Consider the following 25,223-nt stretch of genomic DNA (forward strand, 5'->3'; position numbering starts at 1 on the left):
TGAATTGGCTTCATAATTAAGGAAAATTGGGTAGAAAAATGTAAAATTTTATGCAGTTTCTAATCTTAGATTTTAACAAAGAATCATTGAGTTTCAATTAAATAGTGAAATTCTCTTTCTGAAATCTGCATGGTTTGACACATAAAATGATGTAAAGTGCAGTAACGCGTTACATCAATTTCACTATGCGGGTCAGATGATTTCAATAAAAATAGCTGCTTTCCTGATACTTTCTTAAGTTCACGTTTTAACATTAATAAAGGCATTGGACATGGTTGACCAAGGGCATTAATTTCAATAGGTGCTACAGCAGAAGAAGTAGTGCTCATTCATTTTAAAAACAAATAAAAAAAATATTTTAACAAATTTTTTTACGAACTCTAGGTGTTTTATAAAAATTAAGAGCTAAAGGAATACATAAAAATTATTGTAATAAGCTGTTTAAAAAAAGAGCTAAAAATAGGGGAAATATTTGAAAAAAATTCTATTAATTGTCATAAACCCGTGTTAAGCTCGAACCGTTTTAGGAATTACCACACAGTTAAATTGTTTTAATAACCTATAACAAATGGATGTAACCGGAAATTGTTGATAGTTTTACAGAATGATTACAAGCTTTAAGATTATAAAAATTTTAAAACCTTGTTTGCTCTGCTGTTTGCAACACCGGAAGGTCCTTTTTTCATCATCTGAGGATTGACTTATGACAGCTCGTGAACAAGGCGTAGTAAAGTGGTTTAATGACACTAAAGGCTTTGGTTTTATTCAACGTAACGGCGGCGACGATGTATTCGTTCACTTCCGTGCAATCGTAGGTGACGGTCACCGTTCTCTACGTGACGGTCAACGTGTAGAATTTAGCGTTGTACAAGGTCAAAAAGGTTTTCAAGCTGAAAACGTTCAGCCTTTAGACTAAGACTAATTCATCTTTTTGATGAATCATGGACGCTCCAATTTTTGAATTGGGGCGTTTTTGTTTATAATGATCTTCTCATTCGAGAGATTGTTTGTTAGAGCGCGTATTTATGACATCTGGTTTTGAAACCTTGAATTTACATCCGCAACTTAAAAAGGCGATTGATGCTTTAGGGTTTACTCAAATGACCCCAATTCAGCAAAAGGTTTTAAAATATACATTAGCCGGGCACGATGCAATTGGGCGAGCACAGACAGGAACAGGTAAGACAGCTGCTTTTCTGATTAGTGTAATTAATGATTTACTCAATAATCCGGTTAAAGAACAACGTTTCCGTGGCGAACCTCGTGCTTTAATCTTGGCGCCTACTCGTGAGTTGGCCTTGCAAATTGAAAGCGATGCAAAGTTTCTCACAAAATTCTCTAATTTACATTTAGTGACCCTATTGGGTGGTGTTGATTTTGATAAGCAGAAGAAGCAACTTGATGCTAATTTTGTCGATATCATGGTTGCTACACCAGGACGTTTAATCGATTTTGTAGAACAAAAAGAAGTCTGGCTCGATCAAATTGAATTTTTGGTGATTGATGAAGCTGACCGATTATTAGATATGGGCTTTATTCCTTCGGTAAAACGTATTGTTCGTTATTCACCACGTAAGGAACAACGTCAAACCCTGATGTTCTCGGCGACTTTTAGTTACGACGTCTTAAATTTAGCAAGACAGTGGTTGTTTGAGCCGGTAACAGTTGAAATTGAGCCTGAACAAAAGACCAATAACGATGTAGAACAACGTGTTTATGTTGTAGCTAAACAAGATAAATATCGTCTTTTACAAGATATTTTACGTGAAGAACCAATTGATAAAGTCATGATCTTTGCCAACCGCCGTGATCAAGTGCGCCGTCTTTATGACCATTTGAAAAAAGATGGATATAAAGTAGGAATGCTATCTGGTGAGATTGCTCAAGATAAACGTTTGAAAATGCTAGAGCAGTTTAAGCAAGGGAAGCATAACATCATGATTGCAACGGATGTTGCAGGTCGTGGTATTCATGTAGATGGCGTATCGCATGTTATCAACTTCACTTTACCTGAGCAGTCTGATGACTATGTTCACCGTATTGGGCGTACAGGTCGTGCAGGTGCACAAGGAGTGAGTATTAGTTTCTTGTCTGAAGATGATGCTTTCTATTTGCCGGAAATTGAAAAAGCAATTGGTAAAAAACTACCACTTACCCGATTAGACGGGTATTGCTAATAAAAAAAATCCCAATCAATTGATTGGGATTTTTTTCAATTAATTAATTTTACAATAGAATGTAAGAGTAGTTTGATAGTCATCATCTTTTGCTAAAGACGCATTTTTACCAGTTAAAGTACCAATAACACCTGCAGCGGCTTCTACCATTTGACCCGTCTTTTCACTTACTACATCTTTTAATACACCATGATAAGTGGTTTTTTCATCAACAATAACAGGAGTTGTATTCTTAGAGCACGTTTTCTGTGCGGCAGTAACTGCATTATTCTTTGCAATTAAATTAGTTTTGCCGATACCAGTCACTTCAAACTGATTATTTTCTTTTTGAATTGCTAAAGTATTTTTAGGAGTGGTAGCACAAGCACCAAGTAATAAAACAACGCCGCTCATTGCGCTCGCTAAAATTATTTTTTTCATGATTCACCTAAGTTAATCGCTAAAAGACATAGCTATTTGAACATAAGTTTTCTATTTGATTTTGAATACGTTGTATGAGTTTTGAAGTTTTGTATTAAAAAATGTCAAACTATAAGTTCACTAAGTTTATAGGCTAGATTCCATGGTGGATTAACGGTAGATTATGCTAATCTATTTCGAATTTTTGAGTTAGATCAATATTAATGACGGATTCAGCAATACAAATAATTCACCAAAATATTCATCAGCGTCAGTCTATTGGCCAATTAATTGAGCCAGCTCCAAACTCAGATCAATTAGAGTTGGCTTTTCAGGCTGCTTTAACTGCTCCAGATCATCATAGGCTTAAGCCAACACGCTTTGTCGTTATTTCTGGTGAACAACGTGCTGCTTTTGGTGAGGTTTTAGCAAAAGCATTGGTAGATTTAGGAGAATCTGACCCCGCTCAGCTGGAACGTGTTAAGCAACATCCTTTTCGTGCTCCGCTACTGATTTTAGCTCTTACACAGTTACAAGATCATCCAAAAGTGCCACATTTTGAGCAAATCTTAAGTACTGGTGCGGCAGTACAAAATCTTTTGTTGTCTTTGCAAGCTCAGGGGTTTTCATCTATGTGGCGTAGTGGTGCTGTTGTTGAATCAACTTGGTTAAAACAGCATTTAGGTCTGCAACCGCATGATTTAATTTCAGGTATTATTTACGTTGGCACAGCAGCTAAAGCAATTGCACCGCGTGCAGATATTGAAAGTAAAGAATTCGTAAAAGTTTGGCAGGCTTAAGCGTCTGTAAAAGTAAGAAATAGGATAATAAAGCATGGCTGAATTTAAGTTTACAGATTTGGTGGAACCTGTTGCGGTCGATAAAAAAACGGCACTACGTATTACCGTTTTAGGGGGCGGTAGCTTTGGTACAGCCATGGCGAATTTAGCTGCTCGTAATGGCTGCGATACCATGATCTGGATTCGTGATGCGGAAACAGCAGAAGAAATTAATAAAACCCATATTAATAAACGTTATTTACCAGACTTCACTTTAGAATCTTCACTACGTGCTGTGTCTGATCTTGAGCAAGCGGTATGTGACCGAGATATTATTTTAGTTGCAATTCCTAGCCATTCTTTCCGCGATGTCTTAAAACAAATTGCTCCTTATATTACTGCACAAGCAGTTGTATCTTTAACTAAAGGTGTTGAAGCTAAAACATTTAGTTTTATGAGCGATATTATTCGTGAAGAACTACCAGAAGTTCCCTATGGTGTATTGTCAGGTCCAAACCTTGCCAAAGAAATTATGGCAGGTATGCCATCTGGTACAGTGATTGCTAGTGATTCTGAACTCGTCCGTTATGCCGTGCAGCATGCGCTTCATAGTGCGTTATTCCGTGTTTTTGGTAGCGATGATGTGCATGGAGTTGAGTTAGGCGGTGCACTTAAGAATATTTATGCAGTCGCGATGGGAATTGGGGCTGCATATAAAATTGGTGAAAATACCAAAAGTATGATTTTAACGCGTGCTTTGGCTGAAATGAGCCGTTTCGCGGTAAAGCAGGGCGCAAACCCGCTTACATTTTTAGGTTTGTCTGGTGTAGGTGATTTATTTGCGACATGTAATAGTCCATTGAGCCGTAATTATCAAATCGGATATGCGCTAGGTTCTGGCAAGACACTTGATCAAGCAAGTAAAGAATTGGGGCAAACTGCTGAAGGTATTAATACAATTGTCCAAGTGCGTGGTAAGGCACAAGAACTAGATGTATATATGCCAATTACCAATGCTTTATATGAAGTCATTTTTGAAGGTGCTCCGCCATTAAATATTGCACTTTCTCTTATGAAAAATGGTCATCGTAGTGATGTGGAGTTTGTTTTACCTCATCATGAAGTCTGACGAATAAATGTCATAAATTGTGGTTATAATGCAGAATTATTAACAAGGAAATTTTATGCAACTGACATTAGTTCGTCATGGGGAAGCTGCTCCACCAGTTAATGGTAATGATATTAAACGTCCCCTTACTGCGCGTGGACATGCACAGGCTGAGCAAACAGCAACATTTTTAAAAGACATTGTAAAACCGGATATTTTTGTTGTTAGTCCTTTGTTGCGTGCTCAGGAAACTTTGACGCATATCCAGACTTATTTTAAAGATGTGCCAGTGCTGTTATGCGACAAAATTAAGCCAGATGATGATGCAAAAGAAGCAGTTGAATGGTTGTCTCAAATTCCTTATGAGTCGATTGTAGTGGTTTGCCATATGAATGTAATAGGTCATATTGCAGAGTTACTTACTCATGAAAATTTCAATCCATTTGCACTTGCTGAAGCTAGAATTTATGATCAAGCTGTTATTGCAAATGGTTTATCAACACAAAAAAATAGTTTTATACCCACAATATAATTAAAAAGGTTATTTAGCCAACATGCTGTATATATGGATGCCTGAAACCAATGGAATATGGCATTGGTCTAACGGAGAGAGCTGGTTGCAGGCTGCGAGTCTCGATCAATTAATACAAGACTTGCAAATACATCAGGGAAAAGAAGCTTCGGTTTTTTTTCCGAGTCGTCATGCACAAATGCTTCAGCAAACTATGGCGAAGTCCCACTACAAACAACTGGGGGCTGATGGGGTTAAATATCTACTTGAAGAGTTTGTGACTTTGCCGATTGATCATATGAAAGTGGTTCACCATTTTCATGCCGATCAGTTAACTGTCTTGGGCGTTGCTCAAGGGATGGTCGAGACATGGCAACATTCTTTGGCTTTGTTGCCAACCAAACTTGTTTCCTTGCTACCAGATTTTCTAATATTGCCAGAGCCGCAAACCGAGCAAGTTATTCTGTGTAATATTAATCACCAACTTTTGGTGCGTGAAAATAAATGGTTGGGTAATTCAATTGATGATTTGGGGCTTTTTTTAGAATTTCAGTCAGCTGAAAAACATTATCAATATAGTGGTTTAACACCAGAGCAACTAGAAAGTTTAGAAGCAGCTTCAAGTACAGAACAACGTTCTGAGTTCGTTTATCAATTTCAGCCATTAGATAAAACTAAGCAGCATCCTTTTAATGTTTTACCAAAATCAAAAGGTCAGGAGCGTACTTTTTCTGGTTATTGGAAGGCATGTGCTGCCGTTATTTTAGCAATTATTGTAGTTCAGTTTAGCTATGATTTATTGCGTTGGGTCAAATTGAAAAAAGTAGCAAATCTAACTGCTGACCAGACAATTGAACAATATAAATACTGGTTTGGACCATCTAGTCGTGTGACTGAACAAAATATAAAAGGTCAATTTGAAAGTCATTTAAGAATGAGTCAGCAAGGTGATACACAAGCACTTTCTTTGTTAAGCCGTGTTGGACCTATTTTAATGCAAAGACAGATTTTGGCTCAGCAACTTAATTATGATGCTTCAATTTTAACGATGGCATTAAAAGCAAAATCGGCAGATGATTTACAAGCTTTGACACAACAATTAAATCAGCAAGGATTTAAAGCTGAGCTAGGTAATGTCCAAGCAAATGGTGGTGGGGCAATTGGGGTGGTGAAAATACAATAATGAAAATGTTAGCTCAATTGCAGAATCGTTTTGATCAGTGGATTGAACAAGTTGTTCAGTACCTAGATCGTTTAACTGTCCGTGAACGCGTTATGGTGGTCTTTACTACAATTTTTGTGGTAGTGGCTATTGTTGGGTCTTCACTTTGGAAAATGCATTCCTTGGCAGAACAACAGCAAAAACGCTTAAATGATTTAAAAGATCTGATGGTGTGGATGCAAAGTAATGCAGTTACTATGAAGCCTGCAAATGAGCTTGAACTTGATAAGTCTGGAAAAATACAAAGGGTAGCTCAACAGCAAGGTTTAACTGTGACTTCTCAGCAAAATGGAGAGCAGTTACAAATTGTTGTAACGCATCAGAATTATGCAATTTTAGCTAACTTTTTAACACAACTTGCACAGATGGGTCTTAGTATTCAGAAGATGGAAATGGTTTCAAGCGAAGGTCAGATTAAATTAACAGCGACAGTTCAATAACATATCAAAATATGCTTATGTCAAGCATGGTGTTTTGTGCTGCCTGTGCCTATAATATGCGTACCTAAAATCAGTAGACTGTGATTGGTATGTTATATTCACTTGCTCGCCCGATGTTGTTTAGTTTAGCACCAGAGCGTGCCCATGAATTAACATTATCCATGCTTGATAAAGCGCATAAGCTAGGCCTGATGCGTCAGACCGTAGAAGCAAAACCTACTACATGTATGGGAATCGAGTTTCCTAATCCGGTAGGTTTGGCAGCAGGTCTAGATAAAAATGGTGCTCATATTGATGCATTAGCCGGATTAGGTTTCGGTTTCATTGAAATTGGTACAATTACACCTCGTCCGCAATCGGGTAATCCGAAACCACGTTTATTTCGTATTCCTGAAGCTAAAGCCATTATTAACCGTATGGGTTTTAATAATGATGGTGTTGATAAACTTATTGAAAATGTCAAAGCTTCAAAGTTTAGAGGCATTTTAGGAATCAATATTGGTAAAAATGCCGATACGCCTGTCGAAAAAGCAGTTGATGATTACTTAATTTGTCTTGAGAAAGTTTATAACTACGCTTCATATATTACCGTCAATATTTCATCACCGAATACTAAAAACTTACGTAGTTTACAAAGTGGTGATGCGTTAACTGAATTACTGCAAACCTTAAAAGCGCGTCAACTTGAGTTGGCTGAGCAATATAACCATTATGTTCCTCTAGTACTTAAAGTTGCTCCGGATTTAACAGCTGAAGATGTTGAGTTTATCTCTGCTCAATTATTAGATTTTAAAATTGATGGTCTTATTGTGACCAATACCACTTTGTCGAGAGAAGGGGTGGAAAACCTGCCTTACGGTAATGAGTCAGGCGGTTTGTCAGGTGCGCCTGTATTTGAAAAAAGTACAGAATGTTTACGTTTATTTGCTCAATCATTGAAAGGACAAATTCCTTTAATCGGTGTGGGTGGTATTTTGTCTGGTGAGCAAGCTTTAGCAAAACAACAAGCTGGAGCAACACTTGTTCAAATTTATAGTGGTCTAATCTATACGGGACCAACGCTTGTAAAGCAATGTGTTGAAGCTATGACCTAATTGAACATGAACACTATTGATATCATCATTCTAATACTTTTGCTCATTGGGGGGCTAAACGGTTTGCGGCAAGGATTTATAAAAGCCTTTGCGAACTTGGTAGGATGGATTTTTGCATTAATTATGGGTGCAAAATATGCTGTTCTTCTAGCTCCGTCAATGTCGGGTTTAAGTCAGGATCCGGTGGTTCAAAAGATTGCAGCTTTTGCATTTATTGCACTCATTATTATTGTTTTAACTTGGATCGTCACCGCATTTTTAAATGGCCTCTTGAAAAGTTTAAAATTGGGGCCATTAAATCGTTTAGCAGGTGGTGCTTTTGGTTCGTTGAAGGGTTTATTGGTTGTTCTTATTACTATGCAAGGTGTTGGTCCTTGGGTAGAAAGTTCACCTCATTGGAAGCAATCCAAATTTATTCAGTTTTTATTGCCTTACGCACCTTTAGCCACGGAGCTTTCTAAAGGGGCAGCAAGTGAGGCTTTTCATCAGATAACATCTGGAGGCGGTGTATCTCGCACTTCTCCAAAACCAATGGACGAGTCGGAAGAACCAGAAATCCGGCCTGACCATTCAACAAAGAATCCTTTTTATTAATTCCTAGCTTGTCTGCGAGGTTGCTATGTGTGGAGTTGTTGGTATAGCCGGTAAATCGCCAGTGAACCAAATGTTGTTTGATGCATTAACGATGTTGCAACATCGTGGGCAAGATGCAGCTGGAATAGTAACCTGCCATGAAGGCCGTCTTTTCCTTCGTAAGGATAACGGTATGGTGCGTGATGTTTTTCATACTCGTCATATGAGAGCATTACTTGGTAATTACGGTATTGGTCATGTGCGCTACCCAACTGCGGGCTCTGCTAGTAGTGCTGAAGCTCAACCATTTTATGTGAACTCACCTTACGGTATTACACTTGCGCATAATGGTAATTTGACCAATGCAGAAGAAATTCATGATGACCTGTTTAAAACAGATTTGCGTCACATGAACACTGATTCTGATTCAGAAGTTCTTTTAAACGTTTTTGCACATGAGTTGCAAAAGAAAGGAACGTTAAATCCTACAGCTGAAGATATTTTTCATACGGTTTCTCGTGTTCATGAGCGCTGCCAAGGTGCTTATGGCGTAGTTGCTATGATCACTGGTCATGGTTTGGTTGGTTTCCGCGATCCAAATGGTATTCGTCCACTGATTTATGGCTCGCGTGTGACTGAACAAGGCGAGATGGAATATATCATTGCATCTGAGTCTGTGGCGATTACTGCTCTTGGTTTTAAAATCGAACGTGATATCGCACCGGGTGAGGCAATTTTCATTGATGCTGAAGGTCAGTTGTTCACTAAACAATGTGCGGCTAATCCAAAATATCGTCCGTGTATTTTTGAATATGTTTATTTTGCTCGTCCAGATGCAATTATTGATGGTATTTCAGTTTATAAAGCCCGTTTAAAAATGGGTGAAAAATTAGCGCACAAGATTTTGCGTGACTGGGGTGAAGACCATGATATTGATGTGGTTATTCCAATTCCAGATACAAGCCGTACTTCTGCATTAGAACTTGCAAATATTCTTGGTGTGAAGTTCCGTGAAGGGTTTATGAAAAACCGTTATATCGGTCGTACCTTCATTATGCCGGGTCAGCAACAGCGTAAAAAATCTGTACGTCAGAAATTAAACCCTGTTGAGTTAGAGTTTAAAGGCAAAAACGTTCTATTGGTTGATGACTCTATTGTACGTGGTACTACGTGTAATGAGATTATTCAAATGGCGCGTGACTCAGGTGCGAAAAAAGTATACTTTGCTTCAGCAGCACCAAAAGTGATGTATCCAAACGTATATGGGATCGATATGCCTGCTAAAACTGAGCTTATTGCATCAGAACGCAGTGTAGAGGAAATCCAGGAAATTATTGGTGCTGATCGTTTAGTATTCCAAGATTTGGAAGATTTGAAGAACGCTGTACGTACAAGTAAGGTTCCTACATTGACTGAGTTTGATTGCTCTGTTTTTGATGGTATCTATGTAACTGGTGGAATTGATGCAGACTATCTGAATAATTTGGAACAGAAGCGTAATGATTCTGCGAAAAAGAAAAAAGATGGTTATATTGATGTCAATATTGATGCAGCGTCCGTAGATTTGACGGGTATTAAAGAAGAATAGAAATAGCCGAAAAAAGCGGGTGTTTCCCGCTTTTTTCTTTTATGATGAAACTTAACAATGTAATTGGGAATATTTACATTGAAAGAAGTAAGCCACTATTTAATCGAAAATAAAAATATGGCATGGTCCATCACTATGTGTTTGGTCGCTGTGCTTTTGACTATTTTTATTTTAAATCTCATTTTAGGTTTACTTGTTCATTTTTTTGATTATAGCCAACCGATTTGGTGGCATGCCTTAAGCCCCTATTTTATTGCTCTTTTGCTTTTTATTATGGTTTGGTCGGTGGTGACCGAGCTTTATATTTTACGTAAAGGTGGTCATTCCCTTGCTAAACAGCTTAAAGCGCGTCGTTTGGTAAAAGGCGAGAGTACACCAGAAGAACATGCGGCATTAAAAATTACAGAACATTTGGCGCAAACATTTTCTCTTAACGTTCCAACTCTCTATGTTTTGCCTGATGAAGTAGGTGTAAATGCATTAACTGCAGGTTTTCACTCAAATGATATTGTCATTATTTTGACTTGGGGAGCTTTACAGAATCTAGATGAATTGGAGCTGTATGGTTTACTGGGTCATGAATTTAACCAAATTTTATCTGGTGAGGCTGTAGAAAATACTAAATTAAAAATTTTATACAGCGGTTTAACGACCTTCAGTCAATGGGGCAGTAAGCTCGCAAAACAAGGTTTTAAGCGCTACAGTCCGGGTTATAAGCATAAGTTCGAGACTGTGTTTGTAGCTGTTGGTGGAGTGATTTGGTTAGCAGGAAGTTTAGGTGTTTTAATCACTCGCTTTATTAAATATTTAACATTAAGTGGCCGCACATTTCGCAATGACCAAAAAACTATGCGGTTGCTAAAAAATAGTACGAATACCCAAACATTATTACGTATTTATGTTCACCATTCAGGATCACAAATTCATAGTGCTTATTCTGAATCAATCGCGCATATGTGTTTTGCAAATTCACTTAGCCCTCAAAGCTGGATGAATATTCACCCGAGCATTCGTGAACGTATTTACGAACTTAATCCAACTTTACTGCAAGATTTACAATTAGAAAATTTAAAGAAACTTCGCAATAGGCCTTTATTTAGTCTTTTCCGTTCATTAGAAGAATCTGAGACGGAAATCTATATTCCGTGGTCATCACCACAACCGCTGCCATTATTGCGTCTTTCTCCAATTAGCTTTGCATTAAATGATGCAATTAAGCCTTTAAGTAGTGATATCCGACGTAATAAAAAACGCCCTGAACTTATTCAGCGTGCATTGCAAACAGCCACTGGTTCACGTGAGGTGATGGTTGCGATTTTAATGATTCGTCAATATCGAGAATTTATTCCGCAAGAAGCCCCTGTAAGCCATTCGATAGTCGATGCTTTGCTTAATCTGGATGGTCGTATTCATATTCAGATATTTCATGACGCATGTAAAAATATTGGCCATATGCCTGCAAGTATTGCGCGTCAATTTTTGACAAAACTAGCACTTATTATTCAGGAAGACGGAGAGATCGGACTGCTTGATGCGCTACTATTAGAGCGGGTCAAATATGAATTGAACTTGATGCCACTTCACTTGCCTACAGCATTTGAAGAAGTGAAGCCTCAAATAGTCCGTTTAATTGATGCGTTGCTTCATGTGCAACAAATTAATAGTCCAAACCAGTTGGAAGTCCGTGAGCGTATTTTGCGTTCTTTACTTAACCCAGATGAAATGCATATTTATGATGAAATTTCGGATGAGCCTTTAGACTTGGCTGAAATTTTAAATGACATTGCTGGGCTTTTACTTCGTGACCGTCTAAGTATTTTGGCAATTGCTGAGATGTGTTTATGGAGTGACCGCATTATTACCCAAGATGAACTTGATGTGCTGGAGTTACTCTACTGGCGATTTGGTTTTGAGTCCGATGAAATTGTAGAGCAAATGCAGAAGAAAAATAGCGTTATGATTATTTAAGAGACATATGTGATTTCTACTAGCGATCATTAAAAGAAAACGCTGAAAAAAAGTCAGAAGCCCGTTAGAATGTGTGTAGATTAGAGGTACTGATTTAAACATGATTGGGCAGCAAAGAAATATACTGGCAACTTTAGGAATTGATATATGGATTCCTAGAACACAAGCGTGCCAAAAAAATAATGCCCATACTGTATGGCGAGATCAGATTTTTGAATCTCATACACCAATTATCACACCTACAATAGATGTTCCTGCTTTTGGACAAAAGCCATCTAAGCCTTTGTTGCCTGAAGCACCTAAAGTTGTAGAGCAACCTTCAATAGCAATTAGAGATGTTCCGCAGTCTGAAAGGGTTATTGAAAAACCTGTGATTGCTGTTGAGCAAGAAGCGATTGCTCCATTCGAGTTGCAGGCTTATTGCCTTGAAAAGTGTGTAATCTTTGTTGATGTGACAGCACTAGAAAAAGAAGAGAAACAACTTTGGACAAATATACAAAAGGCTAAAGTGGGTCACTATGCTGAATTAAAATGGCCTTTTCCCTTAGCGGCATATCAAGATCAACGTGGCGTGAGTTCATATATTCAGGGTTTTTTAGATGCTGTAGCGGCAGAAAAAAAGATTTTGTGTTTAGGTAAATGTGCGTATATTCAACATGCAAATCTTATTCATTTAGCTAGTTTAAAAGAAATGTTAGATAAGCCTCTCCTTAAGAAAAGATTGTGGCAACTTATGCAAGATAACAATGAGTAGTAGGGATATACATGAAAAAGGTTGTAGTTTTTAGTCAAATTGATGAAGAGATTTTGTCGCGGTTGCAGCAGGATTATCATGTTGTCGTATTAAACCCTAAACTGGGTGATATCAATGAACAGATACGACAAGAAGTGGTAGATGCTGATGGAATGATTGGCGCGGGACGCTTGCTTAATGAAAGTAACCTTGCTCCAGCACAAAAATTAAAAATTATTTCATCTGTGACTGTTGGTTATGATAATTATGATGTTGCTTATTTGAACCAAAAGAAAATCTGGTTATCAAACACACCTCATGTTTTGACAGAAACTACTGCGGATCTTGCCTTTACTCTATTGTTAAGCGCAGCTAGAAAAGTACCATTTTTAGACCACTGGACTAAACAAGGCGAATGGAAAAGAACAGTAGGGCCACAGCAGTTTGGTCTGGATGTTTTTGGGAAAACACTTGGTATTATCGGACTTGGTAATATTGGTGCTGCAATTGCGCGTCGTGGTTTTTATGGTTTTAACATGAATATTGTTTACCATAATAGACGCGAAAAGCCTGAATTGGCCGAGCCATTGAATGCTCAATATCTAGGTTTGGATGAGTTGCTACAACAGTCTGATTTTGTAGTCACAGCAGTTGATTTAAATGCAGAATCTAAAGCCTTAATGGGCAAAGCTCAATTTGAGCTGATGCAAAAGCACGCTATCTTTATCAATATTGCGCGCGGTTCAGTGGTTGATGAGCAGGCACTTATTGAAGCTTTACAGCAGGAAGTCATTTTTGCTGCTGGCTTAGATGTATATGAAAAAGAGCCTTTGCAAGATTCGGTACTTTTTAAATTACCAAATGTTGTTACTTTGCCTCATGTGGGGTCTGCTACAGCTGAAACACGCAAAAAAATGGCAAATTTAGCTTATAAAAACTTAGTAGAAGCATTGGAAGATAAAACACCAAGGTATTTGGTGAACCCTAATTTCGTATAAATATTGAATAACACTTCATTGCAAATATAGTCTATTTTCAATGTTATAGTGAAAGCCTGCTCATATGATGTAAGAAACTCAAGCATTATATGAATGGGCTTTTTTTGTTAGTTTAATTTTTAATAGAGAAGAACTTTTGAAATTTTTGCCAGTTATTTTAAGTTTGGCTTTTATAACAAATGCCTCTTACGCTAATCCTTTTGACTCAAAACCAGCTTCTGGGCAGGTTGAAATTCCGAATATTGGTAGTGGAATAGGATTACTTGATCAACAAAAAGAAAAATTTATCGGTGAAAAAGTTTTCCGTGAAGTTCATAAACAAATGCCAGTCATACAGGATGTATGGTTGGAAGATCAGTTTTTTCAAGTTTTCTCTAATATCTTGGCTGAAACACAGCTTGGACAACCTATTGGGCTTGTGGTCATTAAAGACCCACAAATTAATGCCTTTGCTGTTCCTGGTGGTTTATTTGCATTAAATACAGGTCTTATTTCCTCGGCTCGAAATATTGATGAGATTGCTGGAGTGATGGCCCATGAAATTGCTCACGTTTCGCAAAGGCACTTTAGTCGTTCAGAAGAGGCTTTTAAAGGACAAACTCTTTTGAGCTTGGCTGGTTTGCTAGCAGGTGTGGCTTTGGCTGCTCAGGCAGGCGGGGATGCTGGAGCTGCAGTCATGTTGGGTACGCAAGCTGCACTTCTGGATAAACAGCTCACTTATAGTCGTAATCAAGAGCGTGAAGCTGACCGTATTGGAATGCAATATATGTATGCTGCAGGTTATAACCCGCAAAGTATGGCAGATTATTTTGAAACGATGCACAGAGTAACAAGTCATGTAAGTTTCCTGCCGGATTTTTGGCTTACGCATCCCTTAACGACTGAACGTATGAGCGAGGCCCGTTTAAGAGCAAACCAGATGCCTAAAGTTAAAAGTCGAATATATGATGTCGATTTTGAAATTTTAAAATGGTACACCATGGTGGTTGCGGGAGAGGCGACTGAAAACCAATTGCAAAGTCTGGCATCGCAAAAAAATCTCGCAGGGTTACTGGCTTTATCTGCTTTTTATCTTAAACAAGGAGATTATGCCCAAGCTCAAACAACCTTAGATCAAGTAAAATCTAGTGGTAAGCCACTTGTTTCTTTAATTCAAACAGATATTTATTTAGGTCAGAATAAACTTGATCAGGCCTATAATTCGATCGCTCCCTTACAAATGACAATGCCTGAAAATAAAGCTTTTAGCTACAAATTGGCTGAGGTTTTATTGCGTCAAGGTAAATATGCTCAAGTGCAAACTTTGGTGCAGCGTTTTATTAATAAAAATGCTCGAGATATTCAAGGCTGGCAATTATTACAGCAAGCCGCTAATTTAGATAAACAGTCACCATTAAGAGCGGTGAATGTGTTGCGATATCGTGCAGAAGCACAGTATTGGTCTGGTAGTGAAGAAAATGCAATTAAATCTATGCTACATGCACAAAGACTAGCGAAAGGCAATCAAGCCATGTCAGCTAAAATTGATAGTCGATTAAAGCAAATGCAAGATGAGCGACGAATGAAAATTTAGAGCTTGTAGTTTGAGCTTATGCTTTTCAAACACACAAATATACTTAAACTGACAAGTAAATGAAAGCTTAGTCTAAGAGTATATAAAGAGAGAGGAGGGAATTAAGCTAATTTAGCTTTAATTTTTGCTGAAACTTGAGCAGGATCGGCACGCCCGGCTATGATCGGACGTAGAGAATTCATCACCTTACCCATATCTTTCATGCTAGTTGCTTCTTGAGCAGCAATCGTTTGCTCAATGATAGAATCAAGCTCTTCCTCAGTCATAGCTTCTGGTAGAAACTGGGAAATAATCTCAGCTTCGGCTTGTTCTTTACTAGCTAAATCATCACGACCAGCACCTTCAAAGGCTTTGATCGATTCTTTACGTTGTTTAATTTGCTTTTCAATGACCGCAAGAACCTGAGCGTCGCCAAGCTCTATGCGCTCATCAACTTCGATTTGCTTAATTGCTGCTTGTAGACTACGCAAAACCGTCACTGTTGCCATATCTTTGGCACGCATAGAAGTTTTTAATGCATCAGTAATTTGGTCTTTTAAAGTAGTCATAATTTCAGCAGTCAATCACAAATTAATTAGTAAAGGCGAGTAGTACGTACAGATTCGCGAGCCAATTTCTTTTGGTAGCGTTTAACTGCAGCAGCTTTTTTGCGCTTACGTTCTTGAGTTGGTTTTTCGTAGAATTCGCGCTTACGAACGTCAGCTAAAACACCAGCTTTTTCGCATGAACGTTTGAAACGACGGATAGCTACGTCAACTGGTTCGCCTTCTTTCAACTTAACTTGTGGCATGTAAAATCCTCTAGATTATGGATAAGATCAGGCACACCATTGCGCCGGATCACAAGTGAAGGTCAGTATTTTACTCATTTACAACTCATATCACAAGTCTATAATAGCGATTGCAATATTTTGACTCATATAAAAGGCAGTTTTGATGATTGTTTTAGGCTTAGAAACTTCTTGTGATGAAACAGGGTTGGCACTTTATGATAGCGAACTCGGCTTGCGGGGACAGGTTCTTTATAGCCAGATAAAACTTCATGCTGAATATGGTGGGGTGGTTCCAGAGTTGGCTTCTCGTGACCATGTTCGTAAGCTTATTCCTTTAATGAATCAATTGCTTGAACAAAGTGGTGTAACGAAACAAGAGATTGATGCAGTTGCTTATACGCGTGGCCCAGGTTTAATGGGAGCATTAATGACAGGTGCATTATTTGGAAGAACTTTAGCTTTTTCTTTAAATAAGCCTGCGATTGGTGTTCACCATATGGAAGGTCATATGTTGGCTCCATTACTTTCAAGTCAGCCACCCGAATTTCCATTTGTAGCATTGCTTGTTTCAGGTGGTCATACACAATTGATGGCTGCCCATGCAATTGGTCAATATGAACTCTTAGGTGAGTCTATTGATGATGCTGCTGGTGAAGCTTTCGACAAAGTCGCAAAAATGATGAATCTGCCATATCCGGGTGGGCCAAATATCGCAAAACTGGCGTTATCTGGTGATCCTTTAGCATTTGAGTTTCCCCGTCCAATGCTTCATCAAGGTCTAGATTTTTCTTTTAGTGGCTTAAAAACGGCAGTATCTGTTCAATTGAAAAAATTGAATGGCGAAAACCGTGATGCTGATATAGCTGCTTCATTCCAAGAAGCAATTGTAGATACCTTGGTGAAAAAATCGGTAAAAGCTTTAAAGCAAACTGGGCTTAAGCGTTTAGTGATTGCTGGTGGGGTAAGTGCAAATTTACGATTACGCGAACAGTTAGAAACTTCCTTAGCGAAAATTAAAGCGCAGGTTTACTATGCAGAACCTGCTTTATGTACAGATAATGGTGCAATGATTGCATTTGCAGGTTATCAGCGTTTAAAAGCGGGCCAACACGATGGCTTGGCTGTCACGACTACACCGCGTTGGCCAATGACAGAATTGTCTATTCCTAAATAAAATTATTCATCTGCAAAGGTTTGTTGGTTTTCAATATCTATATATTCGATATAACCCCGGCCTTGTACTTCATTGCCAAAATAATGGCCCGTAAATATATAACCACTTGCATAACCTTGCCCATGACCATAGCGGAATGGGCAGTCAATTTCTGCCTGAATGTTTAAGATAATTTGCTTTGCATCATTTCGAGCGATCCATGAAAAATATTTTGGAAGTTGCATTTTTTTGCCCGTTGGAGAAATGAAGTCATCAACTTGATGTGAAATAATATCAAAGCTAACGTCTGTATAAATTTCAGCTGGTCGATCAAGATGTCTAAAGTGCAAGGTATAGGTTACTGTTTGCCCCACAATATCTGCTTTTGTTAGAAGAAGTTGAGTGTTTTCATTTAAATTGATGATTTGATAAGTGAAAAAATCAAGCGGTAGTTTATGGTTCTCAGGTATAAGTTGAGTTGTGAATGAGTGGGGACCAACTGCACGAGCATATTCGTAAGTGCAAAGCCCTTCGCTTTCAACGCGTTTTTCCTGATAGTTTAAAAAACCTTTAAACTTTGCCAACAAGCTAAAATGGTCATAGACTGGTGTTTTTATAAACCATGAAACGTCTGAAGTCACATCAATATCAAAGTCGAAATCTAGACCCTCATAATGCCCATTAATATGAATTTGAGGGAATTTTCCTTGAATTGAAATTTCCCGACCAAGCTCTATTAAACTTCCATCTTTATTAATTTTTGTCTCTTCGGGAATGATATAGGCTTTCAATAACGCTTGTTCAAGGGCGGCTGTACTTGAAAAGAAAGTCGCTGTTTTTCTAGGATTTCCAACGATAATATCATCATGATCAAATGCCAGTGCGCCAGGCGTACCGATTAAAATCATAATATTTAAATAGCGATGAGGTTCTGGCAAAAGTGGAAAAAAGATTCCGTAGTGGGTCCAGCTATAGTATTTTTCGTTAACACGTGGGCGAATGATATGAGATTGAGTAAAAGGAAGGGTTGAATATTTTTTTGCTTGATCTAAAAAGCCTTGTGCAAATAACAAACTTTTAGCAACAGTTTTGCTTACTAGAGAAATTTTTGGCAATTGTTTTTTCATATATAAACCTAAAGAAAACTATCTATATTTAGGTTATGGAAAATAATTGCCAAAACTAAGCGGTTTATAGGCCAAAGCTAAGGCTTTGTGGGACATTTTATTTAACTGTTAGACAGTTCTTTTAAAGCGTTTAAACCGATCCAATGCTTAGAAAACTGATAAGCCGCACGACCAGAGCGCTGACCACGCATTTGACACCAACGTAAACTCTCAGCTCGAACTTCATCATTGAAAGGCATGTTCGCTTTATCTAGATAATGTTCTACGATTTCTAAATATAAATTTTGATCCATTGGGTAAAAAGATAACCACAAACCAAAACGGTCTGATAGAGAGATCTTTTCTTCAATCGCTTCTTGAGGATGTAGTTCGGTATATTGAGGCACATCTACTTTGGTTACAGGTGTGTTTTCGTGCATGAACTCAGGTAACAAGTGGCGACGGTTACTGGTCGCATAAATAATAAAATTTGTTGAACCTGACTGTAATGAACCATCCAATACACTTTTTAAACTACGATAATTTTCATCTTCAGCATTAAACGCTAAGTCATCACAGTAAACGATATACTTTTCAGGTCGGTTTTGAATAATTTTTTGAATTTTTGGTAAGTCTGCTAAATCATCACGCTCAATTTCAATTAAACGTAATCCTTGAGATGCATACTCTGTGAGTAAAGCACGAACAATAGAGGATTTACCTGTACCACGTGAGCCTGTTAACAGTACATCATTTGCGGGTAAGCCATTTAAAAACTGCAAAGTATTTTGAATAATTTTTTCTTTTTGACGTTCGATGCCTTTTAAGTCATCAAGATAAATATTCTTAGGCGTATAAATGGCTTTAAGTTGCTGGTTTTCCCATCTAAAAGCTGGTGCAGTGAAATCAGTTTCTTGCTTCGGTTCAGGTAAGACCTGCTGTAACTGATTTAATACAAGTGATAAGGTTTGAACTAAATTGTCGGGTAAATCAATGGTAGCCATGGTTAATCAATCATGTTAAACAGTAATTTACTAGGATACTAACACCGAAATTTGCAAGCTGACAAAAAAGATACTGGTAATGCAGTTTATCGGTTTTGCAATTGATTGAAATGTTCAGACCGCGCATAGTGTTGTCATGTCTATTCAGTAAAATCATCTGTGAAGATGAGGACGAAATATGTTTGAAAAAATACGAAGTGATATGAATCCACATCAGGCTTACCGTATCAAAAAATTACAACGTCAATTAGACATGGCTGAATCTTATGAAGAATGGAAGTCTTTTGCATTAAAACTGGATGAAGAGACAGGTGCACAAGAGTGGAAGTTTGATAATAGTTCGCCTTACTTCGATGCCGAACTCATTTCTTATCGTTACACTTTACTGAAAAGATATCGACAGCAACATCGCACTTTAGATTTGATTTATCTTTTAAAAGAAGGGCTAACCTACGATATTGCAAATATTGGTCATCCTATGTTGTTTGCTGCCACACATGTAGGCACAAAAAAATTAATTGAAGATTATATTGAAGAAGTCAGTCAAAGCTTGGCTTATATTGCATCTAGTGAATGTATTACGTTTCAAAGAAAAGAAAAAATCGAGTTTTTTGAAAATTGTGAAAAAGCTTATGGTCAGCCTGCTCTTATGTTTTCGGGTGGTGCAACTTTAGGTCTTTTTCATACTGGTGTATGTAAAGCTCTAATTGAACAAGATTTAATGCCTAAGGTACTGTCAGGCTCAAGTGCGGGCGCTATTATGACTGGTATGTTGGGAATTTCTGCCAGTGAAGATATTCAAAATTTGTTAAATGGCGAGCAATTTTTTAGTGATGCGTTTCACTTTAGAAAACTTCGTGAACTCATAAAAGGAAATGGGGGCATTGCAGATGTCCACTATTTAAAAAAATTCCTCATTGAAAATTTGGGCGATCTTACTTTTGAAGAAGCATTCAAAAAATCAGGTTTGAATATTAATGTCGCTGTTGCGCCGTACGATGCAACAGAAAATCCTCGGATTATGAATGCAATTATGACACCCAATGTGTTAGTTTGGAGTGCTGTATTGGCTTCTTGTGCTGTGCCAGTTTTATTTCCGCCTGTACGTTTAACCAGTAAGCGTTATGATGGTGAACATACCCCTTATATGGCCAATACTAAATGGGTGGATGGTAGTGTGCGCAGTGACTTCCCACAAGAAAGAATGGCAAGGCTTTATAATTTAAACTACACCATTGCTAGTCAAGTAAATCCGCATGTTGTGCCATTTATGCAAGATGATGCACACCGTTTCCGTAAGGATGTTTTAAGTTGGCCAGAACGTATTTTAAGACGCCAAGGTAAAGTGCTTTCGATGGGAATAATGGATTTTACCCGTCAAAGATTAGGAGCCATTTCTCCAGTAAGGAGATTGCTTGATCACGGATATGGTGTAGTAGGGCAGCGATATTATGGAGATGTTAATATTATTGCCAAATATAGCTTAAAACATTATGCATATACGTTACAAAACCCTCGTCCACATTTATTTAAACGATTACAACGAGAAGGTGAGCGTGCGACTTGGCCGAAAATATCTTCTATAGAAACTCATGCGCGTATTGGTAAAACAATTCAGCATTGTTTAGAAGTTTTACGTTTTGAAGAAAAGAAACAACAGCCAGAGTCTTATTATGCTGAAGCATGATTTTGCTTCCCATATAGAACACTTAAAATGCGTAACAAAACCTAAAAGTTCAGCTTTAGGAAGGCATCTATGGACATGTTCTATAGATGCTCATTACTACTGGCTAAAATATCAAGTGCCGCATGTACATGCTCAAGGTGAGCAAGATTTTTTGCATGAATTGCAATTCTATGAAAATATTCAGCATAAAAAAGTGAATTGGCTTTTGCCATTTAAAATATTTGATGTCAGTACTATTTCCCAATTACATCAGTTTGAAGGGAAAGTATTAATTTTGCCAGACACCGATTGCTGGTTTGATGATTTAGATCAAAAGCAAAATTTAAAAGATATTCATGAGATGATCTATACAGCGCTTATGGCTTTAGCAGAACTTCATGAGCTAGGGTGGATTCATGGCGATATTAAAAAAGAACACTTTCGAAAGTTTGAGCAAAGACTTTATTTAATCGATTTTGAAAAAGCACGGCTTATAACTACTCCTGATTCAATCATTGATGCTACGCCAAGATATATGGCACCTGAACTGTTCCATGGAACTAGGAAGAATATACAAAGCGATTTATATGCTTTTGGAGTTGTTTTATATGAATGGCTAAGTCAAATACGTTTACAAGCAAACACTTATCATGACTGGGCTGTATTGCATTGCCAAAACTTAAACATTCAATTACCAGATTCATTTCAAATTTTTTACCCGTTACTGGTGGGGTTATTGCAAAAACAGCAGAAAAATCGATTTTCAAATGCATTTGAAGCAATCAATTGTTTAAATGCTCTCTCAAACTTATAAAAATCATTGATCTAGTATCTGTATACAATTTACACGGTCAGTTTTTTTTAGAAAAAAAACACTTGTCACTGTTAGATCTTATCGCTAATATACACAGCCATCGGGGGCGTGGCGAAATTGGTAGACGCACTGGATTTAGGTTCCAGCGCCGCAAGGTGTAAGAGTTCGAGTCTCTTCGCCCCCACCACTTTAAGTTAAGACTTAAAGTTGATTTGAATGTTAAGTCATTTAAATCTTGGAAGAGGATTGGTGTAATGGTAGCATGACGGTCTCCAAAACCGTTCGTCAAGGTTCGAATCCTTGATCCTCTGCCACATTTATTTTAAATAAATGTCCCAGATGGGGGCGTGGCGAAATTGGTAGACGCACTGGATTTAGGTTCCAGCGCCGCAAGGTGTAAGAGTTCGAGTCTCTTCGCCCCCACCATTGAAAAAAGCAAGACGATGATCTTGCTTTTTTTATGATTAAATCTAAAGGGTTTAATTATGCATATAGAGGATTGGTGTAATGGTAGCATGACGGTCTCCAAAACCGTTCGTCAAGGTTCGAATCCTTGATCCTCTGCCAAGATTCAAAAAGCTCCTGTTACGGGAGCTTTTTTTGTCTCGTATATTTTCTAATTAAATTTTCTTAAAAATTATTACTTATATTAAATAAAATTTAATTTCATACAGACTAATCTGTATAAAGTATTTTTACTTTGTTAATGTTTTGTTAAAATATGATTAATTAAAGTAAATTTTGATTTGATTTATATGTTGAACTATAAAAAATTTAATAAAAGCGTCTTATTCATCTGCTTATCACTAATGGGGGGCTTAAGTTATGCTGCGGACTCAGGTGATCCGATTGGCCAGAGAATTCAGGCTGACCAAACCATTCGACAACAACAGCGTGACACTGCATTAGAAAAACAAATTCAGCCGAATGTAAACGTCAATCTAGGGCAAGAACAAAATAAGATTTCAGCTCAGCAATTACAATATTTACGTTCTAACAGTGAAACCCCTTGTTTTGAAATTAAGAAAATACTTTTAGAAGGTGTAGAAGCCCAGAGTAAGAGGCTTATTTTTCATATCCATTCTAATTAGGTACTGCAAAAATTAACTCAATATTTTATTGCCGAACTCACTTATTTTAAAAAACTATAGAAATAACAACATCTGATTTTACCCGTAGATTTTGTAGTTCATCTTAAAACCCACTGATTTATCAAATACTTTGTCTGATTTATTTTAAAACAGTTGTCACTTTTTGTGCTTGACGTTAAATATACTGACTATTATCCTTTGCGTGCTGGCCTACATCGCCAGTCGGTTTTGACGGACCGTATCATAGAAGCATTAAAGGTTTTACTTTTAATGCTTAGCCCCTCGTGCCCCCTCTGCGGCGGAACGGGAGGGGGACACCTTCGGGTGTGCTGGCTCTATGACCAGTCCGTCAACCCCTTTTCGTTCTGCCACCATAATTTTAATGTCTGGCAGAACTCCCAATAAAAAGGAGTCGGCTTTGCACATCCATTATTTGTTGGCAGCCTTTGCCAAAAGCTATAACAACACAACTTAGTTTATTAACGAGTTTGATCGCCATTAGGTTTATCAAGCTTTAAATCGTCACGACCAAAAACTTAGCAACTATAAAACTCGAGATGTGCCAAGCACAGTCTTTATGGGTTTTGCTGCGCCTTTTTTTCTCCCAAAAAGGGCACAGATTTTTTTAACTCATTTATATACAACAAAAACTTATTTTATAACGGTAAAACTATGCCAAATTTAATTCTCCCAACACGTGCTTTAGAAGTTGTAAAAAAAGGAATAAATCTGTTTCACCACAGTGGGTTTCACACTGTGGGCGTCGACAAAATTGTGAGAGAAACTGAAGTGAACAAAATGACGTTTTATAATTATTTTCACTCAAAAGAGCGCTTCATTGATATTTGTCTACTCGTACAAAAAGAACGGCTCCAAGACCAAGTGGTTGCACTGGTGGAGTATGAACATGATACAAATGCCATAGATAAACTCAAGAAACTGCATGTTCTACATACCGACTTAGAGGGACCATATTACTTATTATTTAAGGCTATTTTTGAAACTAAAAATAGCTATCCAAATGCTTACCAAACCGCAGTAAGGTACAGAACATGGCTGACCAATGAAATCTATAGCGTACTTAGAACACTTAAGGCCGATGCATCATTTAATGAAGCGAAACTCTTTTTATATATGATTGAGGGTGCAATTATTCAGTATTTAGATAAGAACGATGCGTATGAAGGAAATAAGGCATTAGATTACTTTTTATTAAGGGTAGGGCTGGTTTAGATAAATATCCCAAAGTACATTGCAAGGTACTTTGGGATATACAGGTTTTAAATTTTACTTATAGTAAGTTTGGATTTGGTCAACAAGAAAGTCATAACTCGCTTTATTGTATAAAGCAAATTTTCCTTTTGTTTGATAATTAGTGGTCGACATAATTGCTGGTTCACCGTATGTTTCAGAAACAACATTACCTTTAACTTGCCATTCACCATCGTAAATTTTACCATTCATTTCAATGGCAGGGTCTTTACCACCCGAATAAATTTGATTACCTGCACTGTCTACAGAGTAAGTCAAATTGTAGCCAGCCACAGTATCAAATTTATATTTAACGGTTGGATAAAGGGCTTGTTGCCATTCAGCTAGGGTTTTGAAATTAGTACTATCGTTATCAAAGAAATAAAATTCGGTATTGTTATAAACAACAGACTTCGGTACATAAACAAAAGAACCGCTTGGGAAAGTCGCATTACTATTCAATAAGCTCGTAAAAGCTGTTTGATTATTTTTAAGTATTCCAGCAAAGCGATTACTCATATATAAGTAGTCTATATTTTCTGGTCAACTTGTTAAAATATTAGATGGGAAAATGTCAGATATTTTTTTACCTGAAACATCTATTTTTTCGTAGTCGTAACTCACATTATCTGAATTTAAACTACAACTATCATTAAATTGAGCAGTTGTAATTTGTGAGCCTTGGGATGCAACGACATAACCTAAAGGCCAACCATTATTTTGCTTTTGGTATGTCTTTTTAGTGAAAAGACCGAAAGAGTTAAGGTCATAACTTTGGACGATATCTTCAGCCAAACTACTTTCAATTTCATCAGCAGTTATATTGTAAAGTGGGCGAATTCAAACATGAGGTGCGACAGTTTCAAAAGCCATATGATAATCAACAAGCTGAGCAAATTTCTCTAATGGTGTAAGCCAATCTAACGCCTTTCTAGGACGAGTATTCAGTGACATGGCAACTTGATTTAAATAATGCTGATCTGCCTGATTTAAATCAATCCCTTTAGGTAAATATTGCCTAATTAAACCATTCATATTTTCGCATGTGCCTTTTTGCCAAGGTGAATGTGGGTCACAGAAATATACATCTATGCCTAAATCTTCTTCGAGTATTTTATGTTCTGACATCTCGCGTCCACGGTCATAGGTCAACGTTTTACGCAGTTCTGCAGGTAAATATTTCAGAGCTTCAGTTAAAGCCTT

At 37.5% G+C, this 25,223-nt stretch carries 27 protein-coding genes, 4 tRNA genes and 1 pseudogene; 23 read left to right on the plus strand and 9 right to left on the minus strand.

Annotation, left to right across the window (positions count from 1 at the left end; genetic code table 11):
* Positions 1-83: 83 nt before the first annotated feature.
* A complete protein-coding gene (locus J671_RS14395; protein ID WP_004886267.1) occupies positions 84-329 on the minus strand; it encodes a sulfurtransferase TusA family protein in 246 nt (81 codons plus the stop codon).
* Between the two features lie 374 nt (positions 330-703).
* Between J671_RS14395 and J671_RS14400 the strand changes: the two genes are divergently transcribed.
* The gene (locus J671_RS14400) at positions 704-916 is read left to right on the plus strand and encodes a cold-shock protein (RefSeq protein ID WP_000126912.1); all 213 of its coding nucleotides are present in this window, start codon (positions 704-706) and stop codon (positions 914-916) included.
* A 109-nt stretch (positions 917-1,025) separates the two neighbouring features.
* Positions 1,026-2,177 (plus strand): ATP-dependent RNA helicase RhlB, encoded by a 1,152-nt coding sequence (gene rhlB / locus J671_RS14405; protein WP_004886271.1) that lies wholly within the window; start codon positions 1,026-1,028, stop codon positions 2,175-2,177.
* A gap of 39 nt (positions 2,178-2,216) precedes the next feature.
* On the opposite strand, the gene J671_RS14410 is transcribed toward rhlB, so the two are convergent.
* A complete protein-coding gene (locus J671_RS14410; RefSeq protein ID WP_002049100.1) occupies positions 2,217-2,597 on the minus strand; it encodes a hypothetical protein in 381 nt (126 codons plus the stop codon).
* Positions 2,598-2,800: 203 nt separating this feature from the next.
* Here J671_RS14410 and J671_RS14415 point away from each other — a divergent pair, with 203 nt between their 5' ends.
* The 12 genes from J671_RS14415 to J671_RS14465 all read left to right on the plus strand — a co-directional run bounded on the left by J671_RS14415 (position 2,801) and on the right by J671_RS14465 (position 15,163).
* Positions 2,801-3,376: a nitroreductase gene (locus J671_RS14415; protein ID WP_031982676.1), complete on the plus strand. Its 576-nt coding sequence runs from the start codon at positions 2,801-2,803 to the stop codon at positions 3,374-3,376.
* Between the two features lie 34 nt (positions 3,377-3,410).
* Complete coding sequence (locus J671_RS14420; protein WP_002049214.1) at positions 3,411-4,484, plus strand: NAD(P)H-dependent glycerol-3-phosphate dehydrogenase; 1,074 nt, start codon at positions 3,411-3,413, stop codon at positions 4,482-4,484.
* Between the two features lie 55 nt (positions 4,485-4,539).
* Positions 4,540-4,995: a SixA phosphatase family protein gene (locus J671_RS14425; RefSeq protein WP_031982677.1), complete on the plus strand. Its 456-nt coding sequence runs from the start codon at positions 4,540-4,542 to the stop codon at positions 4,993-4,995.
* A gap of 22 nt (positions 4,996-5,017) precedes the next feature.
* Positions 5,018-6,157, plus strand: a complete 1,140-nt coding sequence (gspL, locus tag J671_RS14430) for a type II secretion system protein GspL (protein ID WP_031982679.1) — start codon at positions 5,018-5,020, stop codon at positions 6,155-6,157.
* Positions 6,157-6,636, plus strand: a complete 480-nt coding sequence (gspM, locus tag J671_RS14435) for a type II secretion system protein GspM (protein ID WP_031982680.1) — start codon at positions 6,157-6,159, stop codon at positions 6,634-6,636. Before gspL ends, gspM begins: the two co-directional genes overlap by 1 nt.
* An 89-nt stretch (positions 6,637-6,725) precedes the next feature.
* Positions 6,726-7,730: a quinone-dependent dihydroorotate dehydrogenase gene (locus tag J671_RS14440; RefSeq protein ID WP_031982681.1), complete on the plus strand. Its 1,005-nt coding sequence runs from the start codon at positions 6,726-6,728 to the stop codon at positions 7,728-7,730.
* A gap of 6 nt (positions 7,731-7,736) precedes the next feature.
* Complete coding sequence (locus J671_RS0104580) at positions 7,737-8,324, plus strand: CvpA family protein (protein WP_002049156.1); 588 nt, start codon at positions 7,737-7,739, stop codon at positions 8,322-8,324.
* A gap of 25 nt (positions 8,325-8,349) precedes the next feature.
* Positions 8,350-9,891: an amidophosphoribosyltransferase gene (gene purF, locus J671_RS14445; RefSeq protein ID WP_002049153.1), complete on the plus strand. Its 1,542-nt coding sequence runs from the start codon at positions 8,350-8,352 to the stop codon at positions 9,889-9,891.
* Between the two features lie 78 nt (positions 9,892-9,969).
* Entirely contained in the window at positions 9,970-11,859 is a 1,890-nt protein-coding gene (locus tag J671_RS14450; protein WP_004707885.1) for a M48 family metalloprotease, read from the plus strand.
* Positions 11,860-11,959: 100 nt separating this feature from the next.
* Positions 11,960-12,613: a hypothetical protein gene (locus J671_RS14455; protein ID WP_031982683.1), complete on the plus strand. Its 654-nt coding sequence runs from the start codon at positions 11,960-11,962 to the stop codon at positions 12,611-12,613.
* Between the two features lie 11 nt (positions 12,614-12,624).
* Entirely contained in the window at positions 12,625-13,590 is a 966-nt protein-coding gene (locus J671_RS14460; RefSeq protein WP_031982684.1) for a 2-hydroxyacid dehydrogenase, read from the plus strand.
* A gap of 145 nt (positions 13,591-13,735) precedes the next feature.
* A complete protein-coding gene (locus J671_RS14465) occupies positions 13,736-15,163 on the plus strand; it encodes a M48 family metalloprotease (protein WP_081404907.1) in 1,428 nt (475 codons plus the stop codon).
* A gap of 101 nt (positions 15,164-15,264) precedes the next feature.
* Here the strand turns inward: J671_RS14465 and J671_RS14470 are convergent, their stop codons facing one another.
* The gene (locus J671_RS14470; RefSeq protein ID WP_004700591.1) at positions 15,265-15,711 is read right to left on the minus strand and encodes a GatB/YqeY domain-containing protein; all 447 of its coding nucleotides are present in this window, start codon (positions 15,709-15,711) and stop codon (positions 15,265-15,267) included.
* A gap of 26 nt (positions 15,712-15,737) precedes the next feature.
* Complete coding sequence (gene rpsU / locus J671_RS14475; protein ID WP_001136722.1) at positions 15,738-15,953, minus strand: 30S ribosomal protein S21; 216 nt, start codon at positions 15,951-15,953, stop codon at positions 15,738-15,740.
* Positions 15,954-16,098: 145 nt separating this feature from the next.
* On the opposite strand from rpsU, the gene tsaD reads away from it, so the two are divergent.
* Positions 16,099-17,109 carry a tRNA (adenosine(37)-N6)-threonylcarbamoyltransferase complex transferase subunit TsaD gene (gene tsaD, locus J671_RS14480; RefSeq protein ID WP_031982687.1) on the plus strand — a complete coding sequence of 337 codons (1,011 nt, stop codon included), beginning with the start codon at positions 16,099-16,101 and terminating at the stop codon, positions 17,107-17,109.
* Between the two features lie 2 nt (positions 17,110-17,111).
* Here tsaD and J671_RS14485 read toward each other — a convergent pair whose 3' ends face one another.
* Both J671_RS14485 and J671_RS14490 read right to left on the minus strand, forming a co-directional pair.
* Positions 17,112-18,215, minus strand: coding sequence for a DUF6670 family protein (locus J671_RS14485; RefSeq protein WP_031982688.1), 1,104 nt, complete (start codon positions 18,213-18,215; stop codon positions 17,112-17,114).
* Between the two features lie 101 nt (positions 18,216-18,316).
* Positions 18,317-19,198, minus strand: coding sequence for an ATP-binding protein (locus tag J671_RS14490; protein WP_002049146.1), 882 nt, complete (start codon positions 19,196-19,198; stop codon positions 18,317-18,319).
* 178 nt (positions 19,199-19,376) lie between these two features.
* Between J671_RS14490 and J671_RS14495 the strand changes: the two genes are divergently transcribed.
* The 8 genes and pseudogenes from J671_RS14495 (at position 19,377) to J671_RS14530 (ending at position 24,002) form a co-directional block, all read left to right on the plus strand.
* Positions 19,377-20,885, plus strand: coding sequence for a DUF3336 domain-containing protein (locus J671_RS14495; protein WP_002049303.1), 1,509 nt, complete (start codon positions 19,377-19,379; stop codon positions 20,883-20,885).
* Positions 20,872-21,678, plus strand: a complete 807-nt coding sequence (locus J671_RS14500; RefSeq protein WP_022575399.1) for a protein kinase domain-containing protein — start codon at positions 20,872-20,874, stop codon at positions 21,676-21,678. Before J671_RS14495 ends, J671_RS14500 begins: the two co-directional genes overlap by 14 nt.
* 102 nt (positions 21,679-21,780) lie before the next feature.
* Positions 21,781-21,865 (plus strand) — tRNA-Leu (locus J671_RS14505).
* A gap of 53 nt (positions 21,866-21,918) precedes the next feature.
* Positions 21,919-21,992, plus strand: a tRNA-Trp gene (locus J671_RS14510).
* Positions 21,993-22,019: 27 nt separating this feature from the next.
* Positions 22,020-22,104: transfer RNA gene (locus J671_RS14515), tRNA-Leu, on the plus strand.
* Positions 22,105-22,171: 67 nt separating this feature from the next.
* Positions 22,172-22,245: transfer RNA gene (locus J671_RS14520), tRNA-Trp, on the plus strand.
* Between the two features lie 188 nt (positions 22,246-22,433).
* Positions 22,434-22,721: pseudogene (locus J671_RS14525) on the plus strand (ShlB/FhaC/HecB family hemolysin secretion/activation protein); the annotation flags it as partial.
* A gap of 720 nt (positions 22,722-23,441) precedes the next feature.
* Positions 23,442-24,002 (plus strand): TetR/AcrR family transcriptional regulator, encoded by a 561-nt coding sequence (locus J671_RS14530; RefSeq protein WP_031982692.1) that lies wholly within the window; start codon positions 23,442-23,444, stop codon positions 24,000-24,002.
* A 54-nt stretch (positions 24,003-24,056) separates the two neighbouring features.
* On the opposite strand, the gene J671_RS26150 is transcribed toward J671_RS14530, so the two are convergent.
* The 3 genes from J671_RS26150 to J671_RS14535 form a co-directional block, all read right to left on the minus strand.
* Positions 24,057-24,539, minus strand: coding sequence for a hypothetical protein (locus J671_RS26150; protein WP_228132358.1), 483 nt, complete (start codon positions 24,537-24,539; stop codon positions 24,057-24,059).
* A 24-nt stretch (positions 24,540-24,563) separates the two neighbouring features.
* Positions 24,564-24,815 (minus strand): hypothetical protein, encoded by a 252-nt coding sequence (locus J671_RS26155; protein ID WP_228132359.1) that lies wholly within the window; start codon positions 24,813-24,815, stop codon positions 24,564-24,566.
* Positions 24,816-24,860: 45 nt separating this feature from the next.
* Positions 24,861-25,223, minus strand: a 363-nt coding sequence (locus tag J671_RS14535; RefSeq protein WP_031982693.1) for an IS30 family transposase, incomplete at its 5' end; no start/stop codon positions are given.

Origin of the sequence: Acinetobacter sp. 1130196 (genome assembly GCF_000588095.1) — a bacterium.
GTDB lineage: Bacteria > Pseudomonadota > Gammaproteobacteria > Pseudomonadales > Moraxellaceae > Acinetobacter > Acinetobacter nosocomialis.